Here is a 20893-nt window from a genome sequence, read left to right on the forward strand (position 1 = left end):
TTTTATGGATATGAATCAATTTGATGCAAGCTTGCCCGCAGATTTAAGGGCAAGTGTTGCTCTCCCGAAACAAAAAGATTTTAAAATTGTTGCTACAAGTAATGCATTATATTCATCTCATAAAGTTGATCGTGATTATGAAAAAAGGATAGCAAATCATATTGCTGTATTAAACCGTGATAAGGGTTCAATGAAAGAAGAGATAGAAGAGTTAATCCGCAAGAAAGAGCCCGTAATATATGATGGGCAAAGGGTTATGAAGCTTTTTCATGCTACATCATTAAGTAGAGGACAAGAAAACTTAGAGCAATTCCGGAACTTTGCAAAAACATCTAATCATTATGTGTTTGATATTGAAACGTATGGTGATAGTCAAGATCGTATAAAGCCTTATGGTATATCTGAGATTTCTCTCAATGAATATGATAAAAACGGAAATCTTATAAAAGGGACTGGATTCAACGGTATTGTCCATCAAAATAGTGATGTAATAGATTACCTTCAGGATAAGATAAAGGGAATGAAACACGATAAATACATCTATAACTCTTTAAGTGAGTGGGAAAAACGTTCGCTAGTGGATTTAATGCGCTATTCTTCTTATGCGACGGGAGATGATATTCCATTTTCATATGCAAACGGAGAAATTAAGCACCATTCTATAATCACATCCGTATTTGATTATAAAGACCAAGTTGACCATGCTAAAGTTGTAAAGCATATGGATCAGTACATGCCTTATATGGAAAGTGGATTAAATAATATGACTAAAGTGGGTCATTCTCCTAAAGAAGCAATGCAAGCAATCATAAAAATAATGAATGATAATAAGGAAAAATATTTTGTTAGTTACAACGGTAATACGTTTGATATGCCAGTTATGAGAGCATATGCACAAAAGTTAAATTTAGAGATACCAAAAGACGTTAAGCATTTAGATTATCTTAATGTAATTCGTACAGCTTACATGGATTCAAATGATTTAAAAAAACAAATGAATCCAGAATATAACCCTGAATCAAACCCATATGGAAAAGACAAATTAGCAGCCTATCGACATGTGTTGGGAAGCAATTCGCAGGATTCAGCGCATAATGCCACAGTTGATACAGATTCTACTGCTGAATTAATTGCCAAATCTAGAAACCATATTCTTAATGAATTTGAATCTGCTCATTCTTTATCAGGTCAAGGATTTAAATTCCATGAAACTAGAATGACATGGAATGATGCGGAGTTAAGAAACGGACAGATTCTATTTACATCAGGTGGTGTGCAAGCTTACCGAGATGGTGATGAATCATTTAAAGTTAAGTTTGATGAAGAAGGAAATGTAGTTAGTAAATCAAGTGGATTTAATAAGACTGTAATCAATTCGAAATCCTTCTATCAATTTGCAGGTGTGCATGATATGAGTGATGAGAATGAGAAAAAATTAGCCTTCCGATTCTTTGAACCAGAAAAAAATGAATATTCCTATGTTGTAAGAAAAGGAGAAAATGCTTTTTCTGAACTCCAAGATTTTGTTCAAAGTCGATTTTATGCTTGGGATAATATTAATGCTGAACAACAGAGGGAAATCAAACATCATATTATGTCTGATCGTGCTCGTAGAAAATACGATAGCTTTTTCAGCTTAGATGGAGCAGGTAAAGGCTTGAATATTATTAATGGTGAAATATCAGAAAGAGGAACAAAGGGCTTTTCTGGATTAAAGCGAATGCTTGAAAATGCAAAGATCATGCAAGAGTATTTAGAAGGAGCGGGTAAGAACCGTTCTGAAAAAATAGAAGCATTAGTGAAGCAGGGGTATAGCAGAAATCAAGCTAAAAAAGAATTATCAAGAACTATTACAACAGATAACCTTATAAATAAAATGGATTTTTATAGTTTATGGGATGACGAAAAAAAGAAATATGTATTCAATGAGTCTGAAAAAGATGCTTTCTTTAAAATGTATAAGAGATTAATAGATGAAATGCCATACTTAGATGAAACTGTACAAAAAATCGATGAAGCATTTGCTTCTGATATACAGCGTGCAGCGAATAAGACAAACATGAGAGACAGGCAAGCTGCCTTAAAAGGAATAAATCAAAAAAGAGATCGGGCGTTAATGACGTATCAACAACTGATTTCTGATAGAGTAGGCTCACCAGAAGAAACCAGAAAACTAAAAGATTTTGAGATGCATAAACTATCGTTTTATGATGCAGAAGTAAGTGATAACCGTTCTATAAATTTTGAAACTGTCGATTCTGCACGTAGCAACATTTATGGCTATGCTAAAAGGGGAGTAGGAGAAGGTGATAATAGACAAGCCTTAATTAAAGAACGGTTAGTTAACTTAGTAAACAATTTGGAGTCTCAAGGGAAAATAGACACAAATCAAAGTAGTGCTTATAAAAAGTTGATTACAGGTTCTGGTTCTCCATGGGCGACTGCTGGTGAAATAGCAATAGATATGCGTAAAAGAAACTATGGAAAATACGAACAAGAAATGACAGTTCCCTCAATGAACGGAAATGAAAATATAAAGAAGCTTAGTTTATTAGAAAATAATGAAATTATTAAGCAAGCAATTCAGGATACTGAAAATGTAGTCCTAACATTTCATGATAAGGCCATAAAAGGGAAGAAATTAGAATTAAGCGAGCAACTTGCAAAATCTATAGAAATACTTGATAGAGAGCGATTTTCTAGGTTGCGTCCAAATAATTTGCAAGCTTTAGAAACGATTATTTCTAGTGTAAAAAAGAATGACCCAACAAAGAGTATTACTATGGCTATGGATCCAAATCAGGTAATGAAACTGTTTGTATATGATAATACGCATAGTACAAGTGTACAAAATCAATTACATCGAGGGGTTAAACCGACAAATGCGCTAGAACTTACAATGCCATTAATTAGTGACAACGGAACCCACAAAATAGATGGATTAACATTAAACGCTCATAGTTATGCAGTATTGGATGGAAAGAATGTCAAAATGATATCTAGTGCTGAAAAAATTGCTCAAGGCTATGCTAAAAAGATGGCTCATATTATGGATGCGGCTAACGATGGTAATTATGAAGAAGCCAATAAAAGAGCTAAGCGAACCCTGAGAAATGAAACTGAAAGCATGTCAGGTATCTCAAGAAGCATGGACTTAGGTGCGAATGATACATACGTTTTTGCAAATAATCAATCAGATAACTTAAAGCAATCACACGTAAAAATGGCAAATGCTATGATTGAGGACCTTTATCATAATGGATATCAAAATGGTAAGAATCTAATAAAATTAAACGATGATGATTTCTATGAAGATGTATTTACTACAAATGCTAGAGGGGAAAAGATTCTCCGTTCAGGCGTATCCTTTGATGATATTAAAATGGCGAAAACTTATGAAATGCTACAACTTATGCCACAATGGTCACAAGAAAAACTTGGGGTAAATTTATATACATCTGGATTAAAAGATTCACATGTAGAAAAAGGGATATTATCTTTACAAGATATCCGTGAAGTAACACCATATGGTCACTTTTTCAATCATGGTCGTGGTAACTCTGTACAAGCAATGAATGCTCATTTGGTTGATGAAGAACTAGAAGGCCATCTTGCATCAGGCAAATATAAAGGAGTAGATCGTAGGAGACTTTTACTAACTCCAAGACAAAGGGAGTACGAGTATAATCTAAACAACACAAATAAGGTAAGTATCAATATGAAAACGGCTTATATGACACAAGAAGACTTCATGGGTCGTATTCAGGAAATGTTTGAAAATAAGCAAGGAAATAAGCTATTAAAAGAGCTTGGTTATATAAACCCTGATGGCACAATTAACTATTTAAAACTTCCACGTCTGTATGAACAGCAAGGAATATTAGCTGAAGATGTCGCAGAAGTTTTAAAGGTGAATGGAGAAAAGCGCTTTGAAAAAGGCAAGCAATTCGAATGGCATACTGATTTTCAAAACGCTGAGTTAAACCAAACCGTAAAGCCAGGAGATACATTGGGTTATCGCATACATGATAATGGATATCGAGAAGCTATTCGTTATGAGGGGACTCATGATGCTAGGATTGTTGATGGAATTCAAGGTGATAAGGATATTATTCTTCAGCATAAAACAAACGCATTTAAGCTTATGTTATCTGGGGAAAAAATGACCGATACAAATGCTGATAGAAGACTTATTGAAGCTGTAACAGGTTCTAAAGATATTGTAGCAATTATTAATCCAGATGTTGCAAAACATAAAGACTTTGGTATGTTGATGTCAGGGGAAGCAAGGATATTATCAGATTACGTTGGCGGTATGAAGAAAAATAACCAAAGAAAAAGTGCGATTAATATTATTGAGAGCGGAAATATCGGTCTTACTTGGGATGATCAAATTAATGCCTTTATTGATAACAGCTCAAATGCAAAAATAGAAACAAATGCCTTTGAGAAGGTTTTTTCAGATTTACAATCAAAAGGATTTAGCGTAAAAAATGTAACTAGCATGCAGGATAATCGATATGGATTACATAATCGTGAAGGTGTTCGAGTTGGCATCTTAGAAGGAATCATGTCAAAAGTAGAGAACTACAGCAAATCTACAGATTCTTCTGGAAGGGTAGTATTAGGGTTTGATGAGCATAATCAGCCAATTCACGGTTCATATGATGGTGTTAAGTGGGGCCATCGAGAAATGGGCGTTTTAAAAGGTCGAGGGATGGAAAAAACATTTGAGCATGTCTATCAAGAGATGATGAAGAATGAAGGTAAATTAACTGAATCTCAGAATTTAATCCATTCTTTAGAACAACTTGGAAAAGAAAATCAGTTATCTTTTAAAGGGATATCAGCAAATGAATTCGACTCTTTACCAGAACAATACAAAGACAAAGCTTTATATGGAGGTACAATATTTAGTCAAAACAAAGTAGAAAGCTTAGCTGAAAGATATGGGAATCCAGAACTAAAGAATAAGCATGGATATTGGTTGGAACTTCCTTCAGTTAAAAGAAATGATGGTAAGGAGCAAAAAGTTACCGTTAATCTTAATGGCAAAAAACCACCGGAAGAGATTGATAAGATATTCATTCCATTTACAAATTTAGATGCTACGAATGGTAATGTGCATTTACGAGAATTACAAAATCATATCGCAAATATTTATAAAAAAGCAGATGCTGTTACAAAAGCTACATCAATAGAAGAAGCGAAACAATTTCATGGTCAGTTGCAAGGAGCAGTAAGTCGATATGTAGATCATTCTTTTAAAGAGTTAACTTCCTCCAAAGGTATGTTATTTGATGGAGTGTATAAAGCAAATATGAGCACCTCTGCTTCTGGTCTGTTTAAATTAATGGATTTAAACACAACAATGAAACTGCAAGAAACCTATGGCGAAGGGCAATATACTGTAATTTCAAGAGACATGGCTCAAAAAATGGGACTAGAAGGAAGGCTGGAGGCAGGTAAGCATATGTATACTGCTAACGTCCGTTACCCAACATTCCATGATGGAGCTATGCAATTTACAAAACTAATTATGAGCGATGATGTAAAACCTGGCGAAATCCATACAACTTCATTTTCTTCTATGCTACAAAATGCAGACTCCGATGGTGACTATTCTCATATTGCAGTTATAGATGATAAAGCTGTACAAAAAGAATGGGAGCAGGCACATAATCGGGTAGAAACTGAATTTGGAAGAAGATGGAGTGAGCATGAAAGAAAGGAAAAAGATAGGATAGCTTCTGAAAGAGAAAGACTTAATAATCCAGTGTCAGAGCGTCAATATAGTGGTCCTAGTTTGCAAAGTGTAGCCGATGATGGAACAGGACATATCGGAAAACCCCTTGTTAATACATCTGAGGAAACAGCTTCAAAGATTGGTAAAATGACAATTGGACGAGCATCTAACTTAAACTTATTCCTCCGACAGGTTGCAGATCAAGAGTTTAGTCATAATGCACCTATTAATGAAAAGATAAAAGAATTTGGTCGTGGTCTAGAGCAAAAGCTAATCGATGCAAAGCACGGAGCAAAACCAGCTGGACTTGAAATGATAGATGCAATTTATAATAATAATTGGGATTTAGCGAAAGACATTGATTACAAATTCTTTAGAAAAGACGGAGAAAGTGTTGGAATGTTTGCTAAGAATTTCTTCTTGAACGAAGTAGCAGAAGAACTTCCGTTGGCATTAAGCAACCTAAGAAAAGGGCTGAAATCGGATGGATTTAAGTTTGGTACTAGCACAGGTTTATCTTCTGATATGGGTATCCAAAAACTTTTAGATATTATGCATGGCAGCGTAGATTCAGATGAATTGATTACTTCTAATTCTGGACTTGGTATGTTTTATAAACATCAAAACATAGAACTACCAGATAGTGCTCAAGCAGGTATGACAGATGTTTCAGAGTTACATCGAACTCCAATGCAACAAAGAAATGAGAGTAGTAAATCCTTTGTCAGCAAGGTACGAAATGTGGCTAGTGAAGGAGTTTCTGGTGCTGTAACACAAGCTTCAGAGAAGGTTAGTGGCTTACTTGATAAAGTGAAAAATATGAGTCCTAAGAAGGCAATGTTCATGGGCGGCGCACTTGCTCTAGGTGGCATAACATCGTACAATATTCTTAGTAGCGAAAAACCTGTAATGCATTACAAGGATTCGGAACCTAAAGAATCTGAATCAAGAAAACAGGAGCCTGTACCAGCAATATCAATGCCAAATGACAGTTATTCAAGTCAAAATGCATCTATTAGTATCCAAGCATCAGGAAGTAATATGGACAAAGAGCAAATGTCCCATATGGTTGCGCAAGGCATGAGGGATACAGGCATGAGCGCTGGACCAACACGAATCACAGTGAATCATAAAGATAATACGCAAAATTTAAACCGTATTTGGTATAGAGATAAAGTACAACAAAATGTTTAGGAGGAACGATTATGCCAGTTGCGCCAAGAACTCCTTATGGAGGATTGCTTGAACATCATTTGCGTATAGGAGATACAGCATTCTTTGTACCACCTACCGCAATTAGTATACATCGTCAAATGAAAAATGAACGTGTAAAGATTCTGCGTGCTAGAAATAGCTTACCTAAAGAGTCAGGGTATTTTGACAGAGTGATAGAAATCACTCTGTTTTTCCCTGATAAAGATAATATGAACGAAGAACTTAGACCATTATTATCTCAAATAAAAAAGTGTCCATTTTTACCGATAGAGAACACTTACTTAAATGATATTCATAAAGTCGATGCTGTTACTGTATCTGGCGTGACAGTACAAACAACACCAGGTTTTCCGCAGACTTTACAAGCTCAATTACAACTATATTCATTTGAGCCTTATTCATATATCGCAGATGATGAGGATAGAACATATGATGAAATGTTTGACTGGCCACTATTTAGATGGCATTACCAAAGGAACTTAAATCCTCAAAATGCCAAGTCATTTCGTACTTATTATGAGCCATTATATAAAGAATTAGATCATAATTTTAAATTTAGAATAGCTGCTGAAGATGATTTAGTTTATATGAAAAAATGGAGCACTGATAAGAAAAAGATGCTTAAAAAATATGTTGAAGGAAAGAAAGAAGATTTTTGGGGTGCAGAAGAACTAGAGAAGCAATTCAACAAAGATTTGGATGCTACTTATGAAAAAGCTATGTTTGAATATGATGTGGGCTATGAAGAGTGGGATATCCCTAACTTAACACTAACGGATTTATCTGTAGGGTTTGAAAATACAATTACTTCAGTTCAATTACAACATGATGAATCTCCCACTCATCAGTATATGGGTTCTCAAGATACAATAATCATGGCAAGGTTTACTACTCACGATATGGAGTCTATAGCAAGTTTAGAGTCATTAATACGAAGATCCTCTTATCTAATTCGTACATATCATAAGCAAATGGCAAATGGCTTTCTAGAGTTTGATAGTCAACTCGCAAGATTGTTTGGTATAAAAAATGTAACAATTGAAGATATGCAAACAAATACTGTTCAAGGCATGCCAGGAGCATTTGAAGTAACTTTAACAATGATTGCATATAACCGAGCAGAACGTAAAATGAATGAAGTTAAATGGCTGTCCGAAACTGCAAAATGGGATATCAATCAGTATGAAAATCAAGGAGCCTTGAGTCTTTTAACAAGCTTAAATCCAGCTACTATGTTTGAAGACGGAATAGGTGATAATCCATTAAACAGATGGGCTCAATTTATTGGTGATAGACCAGCACTGAAAGAAGCATGGACTGGATTAAAATCCTTCCTTGGTGGCTCTAATATTCAAGCAGATGCAGTAAAACAAGCGGTCTATGAGGAAGGCATACGAAAGTTCTTTGCAGCGGCGGAAGTATATCCTGACTTAGAACTCCCTACTTATGGTGAAGTTGAGGAAGCTGGCTTTAAAGTGGAAAACTATAATAATGGTGTATTTGTTGATCCTGACTTTTTTATTAAATACAAAAAGGGAACATTATTCTTTGAGGACTTGGTTAATGCAGCGCAACAAAATTATCAAACAGTATTGAGGGATGGTAAAGGCGGAGAAGCAAGCATTAACGGTGGTAATATTGAGAATATAAATGACATTACATCTGAAGAATTAAAGAATAGCAGAAAAGACTATGAGGATGCAGTAGGTAAAAATAAAGTTAGTTATAGTGCTATTCCAGAAGAGCTTATTGATAAAAATAACCTTTCTGTGGCTCAAGCAGAAGCTCTTATTAGAGAAAAATCACAACAGTTTAATATTAATCAAAACCTTACAGTTGCATTTGCTAAAGCTCTGGATTCTGAATTAAAACAATTCTATGATGTGGGAACAAATACAAAGCAAGATAAGGTTGTAAATAGCAAAACAAGTTCTCCTACTATGATGAATAAAAACTTTAAATACTATGTAAATAACGACGGCTCTATAGATGGAGAATACATTGGAATAATGAAAGTCAGAAAGATGTATGGTTCCAATGTAAATTTACTTGGTAAAAATATTGAATATAATGTTGAACAAGGTGTACGTAAGATGTCTCAATACTACACGGAACTAACTCAAATGCTTGCTAAATCAAATACGAGTGATAAAAAAGTGTACCACGAAGAAAATGTATATTCTTGTTTTGGATTGAATGCCAATAATAATTGGGATCAACAAAAGGCACGCTTTGCTGGGGTAGTTATGCTATATCTTGGTTATGATCGAGAATATGTAGACTTATTAAAAGATAATAAGCAACCACCTAGAGAAGTTATCGACATTATTAATAAAGTGTTAAATTCATCTTCTAATAATCAAGAGTGGTCTAATCAAACCATTAAAGAAAAAACAAAAGGTTTACCTGTGAAAGATTTTAAAACCACAGGCCCAAATGCAAAAAGACCAGAACAAAATATGAAAGAAAGTGATTTCACAGACGATAATCGCATACATACAGGTATGTTACATGACATGGTGAAATATGATATGCGTGGACGTTTAGTAAGAGCGTTCCCAACATTTTTCCTTACATTTATTGATGAAGGTAAATATATGGGGACTGTTAAAATGTCTGATCAATTCTTTAACTATCAAGCTGTTATGGATATTACTTATACCAATAGCAGAAAAGAAGCGTCCAGTACATTAGCGATAGAGATGTGTAATATTTACGGAACATTAGATGATGCTGAAAAAGATATGGACTTAACAAATACAGGTATGGGTGAAGTCTTTAAGATGCTAACAATGCCTGGTGCGGTTGCTAAAGAAGCGGAGCGCTCAAGACATAGGAACGCAAACTATTATAAAAGTATTATGTTACGCACTGGAACACGTATTCATTTTAGAATGGGATACGGATCAAACCCTATGAGTATGCCTACAATCATGAATGGAACAATAACATCTATTCAAAATAATGGGATTTCTCTTACCGTGATTGCTCAGGACGATGGAATTGAATTAACTAATAAAATTAGAGCAGATGTGAATGAAACTACGGATGGAGGATTTTTATTCTCTAAGCAAGAACCAACAGAAATTGTAGATGAATTATTAACCGATTCAAAAGGATTTTTCGCTAATCTTTGGGCTGGATTATCTAATGATGAATTCCAAGAGCATAGTTTAGGCATCATGCATTTTGGACATCAGCAAGCTCCACAAGGATGGGGCGAACTTGGAGGATTCTTTGGTGGAGCAGCAGTAGGGGCATCTGGAGGTTTTCTAATTGGAGGACCAATTGGAGCGGCTATCGGCGGTGTTGCCGGAGGATTTATTGGCGGAGCAACGTTTGGTAAAGATAGCCGAACTGTTGGGGAAATTAATATGAATATCTATCAAACTACAGGATTAACAAACGAAGAGCATGATGGTTGGTGGAATAAAGTTAAGGATGCATTTGGCATCGGACAAGCAGATGAGCCTGGCATTAATATTGGATTATTCGATAAGACCGTCTGGGACGTATTAAATATATGTGCAGCTGTTGGTGATGATCATATCGTAGCTGTTCATCCATTCGGTTTTAGAAATACTATATTCTCCGGAAAACCGTACTTCCCATTGCATTATGATTATGTTGTAGATGGTGAAGAAGTAAAAGGGACAGCACTAAAACCATTTAGACAATTCCATGTTTATGATAGTGCAACAAGTATTATTGATAATTCAATTGAGACTACTGAAGATAATATGTATACAGTAGCTGTTGGTGTATATATGAATGAAGGGGAGATGGATACTACCTCTCCAGTGTTTGTTGATACAAATATTTGGCCTGAAAAACAAAGAGTTGTAAACATTGATACAACAATGAATGCGCAAGGGGTTCGCATGATACAAAATATCCCTCTAATTGGTGGGTTACTAAATAAGCTGCCTAAGTGGTATTACGATGAAGGTGTTGCTGTAAAAATAACAGCAGCAGGTTTAAGAGATTACGTAAAAGATATGTATGATGGTTATTTAACAGTTATGGGTGATCCGTCTGTAAAGCCATTTGATCAAATGTGGATTAATGATGAATTTAATTCTATGGCTGGACCAGCAGAAGTAAAAGAAGTGACTCAAATCATGAATCATGAGCAAGGTTATGTTACTTTAATCAAACCAGATGTAGTAGTTGTAAATACAGATCGTCGTGCCATGACATTACTCGCAAGCGCACAAGCATTAGCGGGAAGTGCATTAATCACACATACATTACGTAAAAAATTAAGAACATCTAAATATGCAGGACATTTACCAATTATGAATGCTTTATGGTCTTCCACAAAAAATCGATTCGACAAAATGAAAGAGCGATTTAATACGAGCAAGCTAGGTCAAAAGTTTCAGGATAAGGTAACTGGTGGCAAAGCACCAAATGGTAAAGAGATAGCTGCCGCTGATGAATTAAGAAAAGGTGGCATATCCTCCAAAGATATTGCAAGGTGGTCTAAGAATGGATTACTTGAACAACTTGCTAAGTTAACAGGAGAAGAAGGCACAAATAATCTAAAGAATATATTCCAGAATTCTAAAGAGTTTGGTTATAACAGTTTTAAAAATGTAAAAATGAAAGCCAAAGGAAGTGCTCTAATTGCAAAAGGTTCTAAATCTATAGGTAAGGTATTAAAGGGTGGTCGTGGTGTAGTAACTGCTCTTTGGACAGGTGCTCATATAATGGCTGGACCAGTCGGTTGGTTAGGATTAGCCATAGAAGCATTAGGAGTTCATATTATTTCTTCAACAATAGGAGAATTTATTGAGAGATGGCTATTTATGAGACAAGCATGTTTAATATCTCCACTGCATAAGAGCGGATTAGAGTATACTGCAGGTATAAATGGACATAAGGGTTCTGTTGTTGGAGATGCGCCTGATATCTGGAAGAGACTTATGACAAATGATGTTTCTGCATTCATTCTAGGATTTATTGGCGTGGACGCTTGGCAATTTAGAAATGATGACATTGAGGATCAAATGGGAATGAAGTCGGATGGTCCTACAGAACAGCCCATTGATTTAAATAAAATGGCAAGTAGTTTTTATAATGCATTTAGAAAACAAATACCCACTCTTGAAAAGATTGCTGAGCTTTATGACAAAGATCGTAAAGCAGCTTTAGAGCAAATTAATAAGAGATTAGAGTTATTAGGAAAAAGAGAAACAAAAGCAGCTTATGAAGAAGAAAAGACAACTTGGGAAGATTGGAAAAATAAAATAAAGAATAAGATAACTGGTTGGTTTAAAGACCTGTGGGACAAAGTTACATCCTTCTTTGGAAACAAAGATGATGGCACTTGTGTTCCTGAAGGTGATGTGCCAACAGACGGTAAAGCAAAAGGTCTTTCAAAGTACTTTGACGTAATTGGTCCTAAGATTGAAGCTGAAGCAAAAGCACAAGGGATCGGATCATATGCAGAGATATTAAAATCTTTAACTATGCAGGAATCAGGCGGTAATTATCACAAACTACCTGATGTAATGCAATCCTCCGAATCAATGGGAAAACCGATTGGATATATTAAAGATGTAGATGCTAGTATTAAACAAGGTGTAACGCATTTCAAGAATCAACTTGCAAGAGCAAAAGGTGATATCAAACTAGTGTTACAATCTTACAACTTCGGCGGTGGATTTATTGATTACTGTATGAGCAGAGGTGGAAAATACACATATGAATTAGCCTATAGTTTCTCAGAATCTATGGTTAAAAAAGTAGGTAGAATTTCAAGGATTCCACCAGGATACGGTGATTCTAAATATGTAGAACGAGTTTTACGTTACTATGATGGTAATTTACCTGCTGGTGCATGTAAAGGTGGCGGAGCAGTTGGAGAAGGCTCTGGTGGTGCAAGTTCATGTCCAGTTGCAACAGGAAGAGAAGGGAAAAGTAAATATCACATAGGCAGTGGTGGCGCTCCTGATTTGATTGATTTACATGGATTAGCTGGTCGTAATTTTGGTTTAACAATTGTTGGCGGTGGCGGTACTAGTAAAGTTCGAAAGGGAACAGCAGAGCTATTAATTGAAGTTGCTAAATTATACAAAGCTGCCACAGGAGATAGTTTTAATATTACGAGTGGATGGCGACCAGGTGATAATCAGTGGCACGGTACTGGCTGGGCTGCTGATATTGATACTCCAAATACAATGAGAGTTATTAATGGGAAAATGAGATTCCCAAATGGAACTGATAAAGAAAAGGCTAGAAAGCTTGTAGAGTGTTGTTTGAAAGCTGGCTTTAGAGGGTTAGTGTTTGGTGATTGGGACATTATTCAAGAAATGAATGGTAAATACGGAGACGGTGCAATGCAATATGACCCTAAAGGGCATTGGAATCACTTGCATTGCTCATATCCATTGTGCAGAAAATAAAAGGAGGTATTTGTTGTGGGGGTAGAATCAAGCCAGATAAGAAAAGATTTACAAGATGAAGGAGCAGATAGAGCGTCAGAACGACGCTCTTATGGTCTTATTGGGAAAGTGACTGATTATCACCCTAATACAGGTACAAAAACAGAGGGAGGTGTTTGTAATTGTAGTAGACATAAGGGTGGAAAAATAGAAGTATGGGAGCGACATACAGTTGATGTAGATGTCTTGCAAGGAAATAAAATTCAACATTTGTGTGCCGTCCCTTGTTTTGTTTATTCACAGGGAGTTATTGACAAAGGGTTTGTAAAGAATGACCGAGTATGGATCCAATTCATTAATGGTGATCCAAGCATGCCAATAGCTACAGCCTATTATAGAGAGCCAGACCAATTAGAATTATTTTGGAACAATTTAAAAATACGTGTTGCAGGCTTTTTTGATGACTTATTACCAGGGGGTGGGTTAATGTGAGTTGGAAACAAAAGCTAACAAATCTAGATCTAAGAGTAACGGAAGATATTGATTTTCTCACAGAAACAGCAACGGAAGCGAAAGAGAATGATGTGGGTGTAATTAATTCTATTAGTGGTGCTGGCATATTGGCTAGAGAAAATGGAGATTTAGAGGGATATGCCGATTATGGATTGGGATTCCGTTTTAGTAGAAAAAAGCAGGCACTTATGGTGTTTGCTCCAAGCGTGCACGTTTTTACACAAAACCTCCAAAAGCATACTGACATGAAAGCAAATTCATATCTAAAAGATGAACTAAAAGATGTGCATGATTTATTACAGCCAAACAATAAAATCGAAAGCAGGAGTTAGAGATGAGGAACTATAATGAATCTGATATTCGTTTTTATGATACTAAAAATGAAATCGAAGGAGATTACATGGTTAATGAATCAGGTGATTTCGCACTTACAGAACAATATGAATCTGCTAGACAGGACATTACGAATCGTATGCATTCCCAAAAAGGAGAATGGCGATCTCATAAATGGATAGGTGCCGATTTAGAACTGCTAGAAGGAGAGCCAAACACCAGAGAAACAGGCTTGAGAGGTGTAGAGCAAATTTATCAAACATTAACGGCCGATGGTCGATTTCAGGTTGCAGATATAGATGTTAGAGCTGTTCCTACTAGCATAGAAGCAATAGAGTTCTTTGCCATATTAAGTACAGATAAAAAAGGAAAAGTAGTTGTTAAGCAGCCACTAGAATTATAGGAGGTTTTCATTATGTTATTAAAACGTAGTGCGCAAGAAATTATAAGAGATGCTTGTGTTTCTATATCTGAGAATACACCTATTACTAATTTCTCAGCAGGAAGTATTGCCCGCTCTATTACAGAAGCAATTGCTCCTGAGATTGGCCCAGGTGATGATCCGAAAAGAGTATCGTTATATGATTTTGCTCAAGATGTGTTAGACCAAGGGGTTATTAGTAAAGCTGTAAATGAACATTTAGATTTAATTGGAGGATTATTTAGTTATAAAAGAAGAATCCATCAAGTACGTGGGTCAGACGGAGTATTAACGGAAAAATTAATTGATGATGATATGTATCGTGCTGAATTAATACAAATCGTTCCTGCATCAGCTACTGCAAATCATACAGCGCTTAGATTGGCTTGCTTAACAGTGAATGGCGTAAGAGATGTAATTGGTAAAGAATATACCCATGGAACGGGAAGTTTTAGTTTCATTGTGATACCTGAGTATGGATATGAAAAAGAAGAAGTGCTTCACAATGTGGAAGAACAAATATTGAAAGTAAAAGCTTTTGGTAATCGTCCTAATATTATTACACCACTTGAAATTCCAATAGATATAACGGTACAACTCGCTTTTCATGATTCAACAAGCGCCCAACAAAAATCATATATATCTTTTGAAACACAGAATAAACTTCAAGAATACTTTGGTAAATTTGAAATGGGACAGGGTTTTATATATAACGATTTAGTGCAAGAAATCATGAACATAAATGATAAAATAGTTGATTTCGAGATATTAAAACTATATCTAAACAATGAGCCGGTTCTTTTAACAAATCATAAGATTCTAGAAGATGAACGAATCATACCTCAAAACATAAAAGCTATTTAGACTAGACCTTAAACGACTTGAACAAATGCATATGCTATCATAAAAATATGAACTCTATAGTAGATGAGGAGGAAGAATTTTGAATAAAATATCAACAAAAATACAAAAGTATGATTTAGAAGATAGTTTAATAGAAATTATTAATGACATTATTAAATTAATGGGTGTCTATGATACTGTCTTTGATCGATTTACGCATATCAATAGTGATTTATTTGATGATAATACAAAAGCTGTTGTGGATGATTTAATCCGTGGTTATGAAAACAGTGGGATATTAACAATTCAACGTATTGAGAACTTGAAACGAGATTTAGAAGCTGCAATTTTGAAAGGCACTACAGACTCTGGAAACTATGATGAGAAATTTGAGTATGATGATCAATATGGAAACATTATACGTCACACTACAACAGGCGATAAAGAAATGATAGTAGAATATTCTTATCGAGATTTAGCAGCGGGTGAACTAAGTAAATCAATTCAAACATTTGCAAATAATAAAGGACAGAAAGTTACTGTAACAAAAACTTACTCTTATGATCCTAAAGGAAATATCACAGGTATTAAAACTAGAACAGAGGTAGACGTAACGGCACCTGCAGATATAAAAGGGTTAGTTAGCAGTTCTCCATCTCAAGGAGTTGTAAATCTGGAGTGGGTGAATCCTGTAGATGCTGACTTAGATAAGATTAATGTTTATATCGATAATATTAAGACACCACTAGATACCACAAAACGTGCATCCATTGTATTGAATGGCATTTCAAATGGAGAACATACATTTACACTTAAAGCAGTAGATACAAGTAAAAATGAATCTGTTGGTACATCTATTACAGTGATTGTACTATAGGAGGGAATAAGATGGAGATTATTTCTTTCAGCAAAGCAAGCAAAGTCTTTCAGGATATTAAGCAGCTCAATGAAATGGTGGTAGGAAAAGGAGCAGAAGGTCGATTTAACTCTGTTGATGAAAGGCTAGATTGGATAGAAGCACAAGCATCAAACCTACAAGCAAAAGAAATATATGAAGTAGATTTAAATAAGGGTCAATTTAATGATGCAGAGTTCAAAGACGGTAGCATTCAACTTCGTCAAATTGGACCACAAGCATTTGTGGGGTCAGGAGTATGGGAGTCTGAAGCAATAGACTTAGGAAGTGGTATGCAAAAAATAACAAACATTGAAATGAAAATTAAATAAGAAAGGGGTAATCATATGTCTTTTTTCTTTGGGTATGTAGATGTAAACAATGATATGTATGTAATTGCTGGTAATTCCTCCAGTGATACTTCGCATACATTTCCACAGAACCAATGGACAAAAGCTGCTTCAAATGTAAAGAGTGCTGTCATTAGTAATGAGGATTATAACAATGCCTGTGATGGATATATTGATATGTATGATAATTTATATATTTGGAGAGCAAGTAAAACGCCAATCCTTATAGATACAAATGTAAAACAGGCGGATTCATCTGAGGAAAGCAAGTTGGTCTATGTTAAAAATGACAATACACTTTGGATAGTAGATACAACTGGTCCTTATAAAAGACAGATAGCATCAAATGTGGATTATGCTGTATCCGCAAATAATCAAATTGCATATAAATCGTTAGATGGACGAGGGTATTTTTCAACATATACAAGTTGGGGTTCAAGTCCTAATGCAGGTTTTGTTGATATAGGAGTTGTGCAAGATGTTGCTGTAGCTGGTGCAAATGGCAGCAGCAAAGGATATATGTATATTGATGCTAGTGGGACTTTATATGGGAGTACATCACCAAATTCTAATTTTAGTAGAATTTCGTATGGTGTAAAGTCAGTCAAAAAATTAGGAAGTGGATCTATATATCTAACAGTTTCCAATGACTTATACAAGGACACAGAGTTAATTGCAAGAAACGTTATGGACTATTGGGATAACATAACTTACGGTGGAACTATAATTGGTATCTTTTATACGACACTTGATATGCCGACAGTATTAAAAGCGGCAAAATTTTATAACAATGGTGTAGTTCCAACTCCACCAACACCAATTAAAAAGCTAGGAAGTTCATATAATGATAACTTAGCTTATACCAAAATAGAAGTGAGCGCTTCTGATGATGGTATTACATTTTCTCCATATACATTCCTTGATCCAAATAGTCTTCCACAAAAAAGATTTTTGAAGTTCCGTGCAACAATTAGTGGCGGTGCACAAGTTGGGGATAAGAAGGTATTTGAATTCGACCAGACAAATCCAGAAACAAAACTAGTATTAAATGAATTCTTATCGTCTGTAGGTTCTGACGTAAAAGTAAATACTGTCTATAAAATAGATGGTATTAAAAATGATAATTACACAGATGGAGTATTATTTGAAATACCAGTTGACCGAACGAAGTATAAGTCCATTACAAAAATAGAAGTAGTATAGGCGATTCATTCTTTGAATGGTCGCCTTTTTTATATGAAAGGAGAAAATAAATGTCTTCATTACTGATAAAAAGAAATGATGCTAACTGGGGGCCCTCCTCTGATATATTAATCAAACCTATTGTTAATATTATTATGAATAAAATTTATATCCAAACTTATAATGGTGATTCAGGAAGTATTCAATATCGTCTTAGGATTCGTGATGAGTCAAAAAAACAAATAGTTTGTGATATTGAAGACAGCGAGATTAATACAAGTAACAGCAATTTAACAGTCGGGAATCAAATATGGAAAAGCTTCAAAGATGTAGCAATGTATTCTGGAAGAACCTATAGATTAAATATAACTACGATTACTGCTAAATCCGGTAATACAGACTATGGAGTATGGGGCGATACGACTCCATTTAGTGAGGAGTCAAATGAACACTTATCGGTATTGCAAGATACGAAAAGAATGTTTGGCATTTCAACTGGGAATAATTTTCCTGAAATTCGTTTTGATTACAAAGTAACACGAACATATGAATATCCAAATATCCCTGGTGTTCTTAATGAAAATGACGCTATTATATTCAATTACACAGGAGATGTTCAATCTTTTTCTCGCTCTGAAATTAAGAAAGTTAATATTATGGCATATGGGGCGGCTGGCGGGAAAAATGGCTCTGGAACAAATACAGCTGCTAAAGGAGGATTAGCAACTGGCGTATATACCGTTCCAGCAAATACAACATTTAACGTATATGTTGGAGGAAAAGGAGAAGATGGAAGTAGTAATCCCTCTTCTTCATCTAGGGCTCAAGGGGGTTGGAATGGTGGCGGTGGTGGTGGTCGAGATTCTTCTTCCTATAAATCAGGAAATGCAGGTGCCGGCGGTGGTGCATCCGATGTTAGGGTTGGGGGAAGCGGACTATCAAATCGTATTATTGTAGGTGGTGGTGCTGGTGGTGCTGTTAGTGGACTTAATGGTCAAAGTCATGGTGGATATAATGGTATAGCTGGTGGTGTTACAGGTTCTCCAGGTCGAGGAGGAAAAGGGGGAACACAAACTTCAGGAGGAATGGGAGGAGGATATCGTGGAGCACAAGATGGAGCTCTAGGTGTTGGTGGTAATGGTTCACACTGGTATAACGCTTACGGCGGTGGTGGTGGCGGTGGTGGTTACTATGGCGGCGGTGGCGGTTGTAGCACACAGGATCATGGCCAGGGACATTCCGGTGAAGGGGGTGGTGGCTCTTCTTATGTGTCGCCTTTACTGGATTCACATTCCTATAAGACAGGCATTCGAGAAGGACATGGACAAGTTATACTTACAATATTAGAAGCAAAAGATCCTAATAATCCTCCTACAAAACCAGAATTATTTGTAAAACAGCCAGTAACTGACAGTGTAAATCTTTCAGGAGAATCTATTGCTTTAGAGTGGATGGCATCAACTGACCCAGAAGGAAATGCTATTACATATGAAATAGATTTCTATAACGGTTCTACATGGATAAATATTGCATCAAAGATTATAGACACTAATCATATCTGTATGCTTCCATCTTGCGATACAGATAAGGCGCAATTCAGAATAAGAGCAATAGATGGTGAAAGTAATGCATCTCAATACACAATGAGTAATGTTTTTACTGTAGCAAAGCAAATTTATATAGTTAAAGATGGAGAGATAAATAAGAGTTATAAAAATGGAGCGTGGCAATTACTATGACACTTAAAATATATTCATTTACAACAGCAGGTGCTTACGGAAATAGAGGACCTACGCAGGATCAAATAGAAGCTGCATATAAAGGGACAAATTTAGAAGGAAAAGTATCAAGTTCTAATGGAGTTCAATATTGGACAGTTCCACTAACAGGTATGTATGACATTGAAGCAGGTGGAGGAAGGGGTGGGACGAATCCGGGTACGACTACACCAATGGGTGGATTTGGTGCAAGGATTAAAGGTAGTTTCCACTTAAATGCAGGACAAGTTCTCCGTATTATTGTTGGGCAGAAAGGAACAGATGGCGGAACTGGTGCTTTTGCAGCTGGAGGTGGCGGCGCCTCTGTTGTTAGCATAAAAGATGCAGATTCTCCAATGATTGTTGCAGGAGGTGGCGGTGGTGCTTCTACGAACAACATAGCTTTTTCGCCAGAGCCAGGTGACAGCACGAATAAAGGGGATATGCCTGGTTATAGTGGAATAGGCTACAATGGTAACTCTCCTTCTCATTATGGTGGTGGTGGTGCAAGTTGGTCTTTCAGTGGAGATACAGATTCAGGTAAAATCCTCAGTACATCAAGAGGTGGGATAAGACTTAAAGGTGAAACACCTTTTGGTGGAGATCCTGTAAATACTACTAATAGCACAGATCAAAAATACGCTAGTGTGGGCGGATTTGGTGGAGGTGGCTCTGGCGGAAGAAATAATGGTTCTGGTGGTGGAGGTGGCGGATATACTGGAGGCAATGGAGGTCGATATGATAATGTCTCAGTAAAGCAACAAGGACATGGCGGAGGTTCTTTTAATGCAGGAGAAAATCAGTCTAATATTCGTGGTGGAAATACTAGTGTATATACCGGCTATGTCACTATTACAATTGAAGATGATAATAATCCTCCAACCAAGCCAGAGTCTTTTTTAATACAACCCGAGACAAATAGTAAGAACCTTTCAAGCGAAATCATTCATTTGTCATGGACTCCTTCTACTGATGAGGATAGAGATACAATTATATATACAGTAGAATTTTACAATGGAACAGACTGGCAAACTATTTTATCTGACTTGTCACAATCATTTTATGATTTTATGCTACCAATTATTAATACAGATAATGCACAAATAAGAATATCAGCCATTGATAGTAAAGGTGCAAAATCAGATTTCTTAATAAGTAATGTATTTTGTATTCAGAAGCAATTCATCCTAGTTCAAGATAATAATACAATTAAGACATACCAAAATGGAAACTGGAAGTCTATTTAAAA

11 protein-coding genes are annotated in these 20893 nt (G+C 35.8%); all 11 read left to right on the forward strand.

Translation table 11 applies throughout. The features are described from left to right. The first annotated feature begins 4 nt into the window (after positions 1-4). The 11 genes from NST86_RS33915 to NST86_RS33965 all read left to right on the forward strand — a co-directional run bounded on the left by NST86_RS33915 (position 5) and on the right by NST86_RS33965 (position 20891). A complete protein-coding gene (locus tag NST86_RS33915; RefSeq protein ID WP_340935622.1) occupies positions 5-6940 on the forward strand; it encodes a hypothetical protein in 6936 nt (2311 codons plus the stop codon). 11 nt (positions 6941-6951) lie between these two features. Then, on the forward strand, positions 6952-13371 hold the full coding sequence (locus NST86_RS33920; RefSeq protein WP_340935624.1) for a lysozyme family protein: 6420 nt from the start codon (positions 6952-6954) through the stop codon (positions 13369-13371). 15 nt (positions 13372-13386) lie between these two features. Then, positions 13387-13842, forward strand: a complete 456-nt coding sequence (locus NST86_RS33925; RefSeq protein ID WP_098205229.1) for a hypothetical protein — start codon at positions 13387-13389, stop codon at positions 13840-13842. Further along, positions 13839-14195: a hypothetical protein gene (locus tag NST86_RS33930; RefSeq protein ID WP_098205230.1), complete on the forward strand. Its 357-nt coding sequence runs from the start codon at positions 13839-13841 to the stop codon at positions 14193-14195. Before NST86_RS33925 ends, NST86_RS33930 begins: the two co-directional genes overlap by 4 nt. Positions 14196-14197: 2 nt before the next feature. Further along, entirely contained in the window at positions 14198-14599 is a 402-nt protein-coding gene (locus NST86_RS33935; RefSeq protein ID WP_098687532.1) for a hypothetical protein, read from the forward strand. A 12-nt stretch (positions 14600-14611) separates the two neighbouring features. Beyond that, a complete protein-coding gene (locus tag NST86_RS33940) occupies positions 14612-15481 on the forward strand; it encodes a baseplate J/gp47 family protein (protein WP_340935627.1) in 870 nt (289 codons plus the stop codon). Positions 15482-15560: 79 nt separating this feature from the next. Next, entirely contained in the window at positions 15561-16337 is a 777-nt protein-coding gene (locus tag NST86_RS33945; RefSeq protein ID WP_340935628.1) for a hypothetical protein, read from the forward strand. Positions 16338-16348: 11 nt separating this feature from the next. Beyond that, on the forward strand, positions 16349-16687 hold the full coding sequence (locus NST86_RS33950) for a hypothetical protein (protein ID WP_340935630.1): 339 nt from the start codon (positions 16349-16351) through the stop codon (positions 16685-16687). Between the two features lie 15 nt (positions 16688-16702). After that, positions 16703-17908, forward strand: a complete 1206-nt coding sequence (locus NST86_RS33955; protein WP_340935632.1) for a hypothetical protein — start codon at positions 16703-16705, stop codon at positions 17906-17908. Between the two features lie 50 nt (positions 17909-17958). Beyond that, a complete protein-coding gene (locus NST86_RS33960) occupies positions 17959-19626 on the forward strand; it encodes a glycine-rich protein (RefSeq protein WP_340935633.1) in 1668 nt (555 codons plus the stop codon). Continuing rightward, positions 19623-20891 carry a glycine-rich protein gene (locus NST86_RS33965; protein ID WP_340935635.1) on the forward strand — a complete coding sequence of 423 codons (1269 nt, stop codon included), beginning with the start codon at positions 19623-19625 and terminating at the stop codon, positions 20889-20891. Before NST86_RS33960 ends, NST86_RS33965 begins: the two co-directional genes overlap by 4 nt. Positions 20892-20893 lie beyond the last annotated feature (2 nt).

It is taken from the genome of Bacillus sp. FSL L8-0199 (genome assembly GCF_038005705.1).
Classification (GTDB): Bacteria; Bacillota; Bacilli; order Bacillales; family Bacillaceae_G; genus Bacillus_A; species Bacillus_A cereus.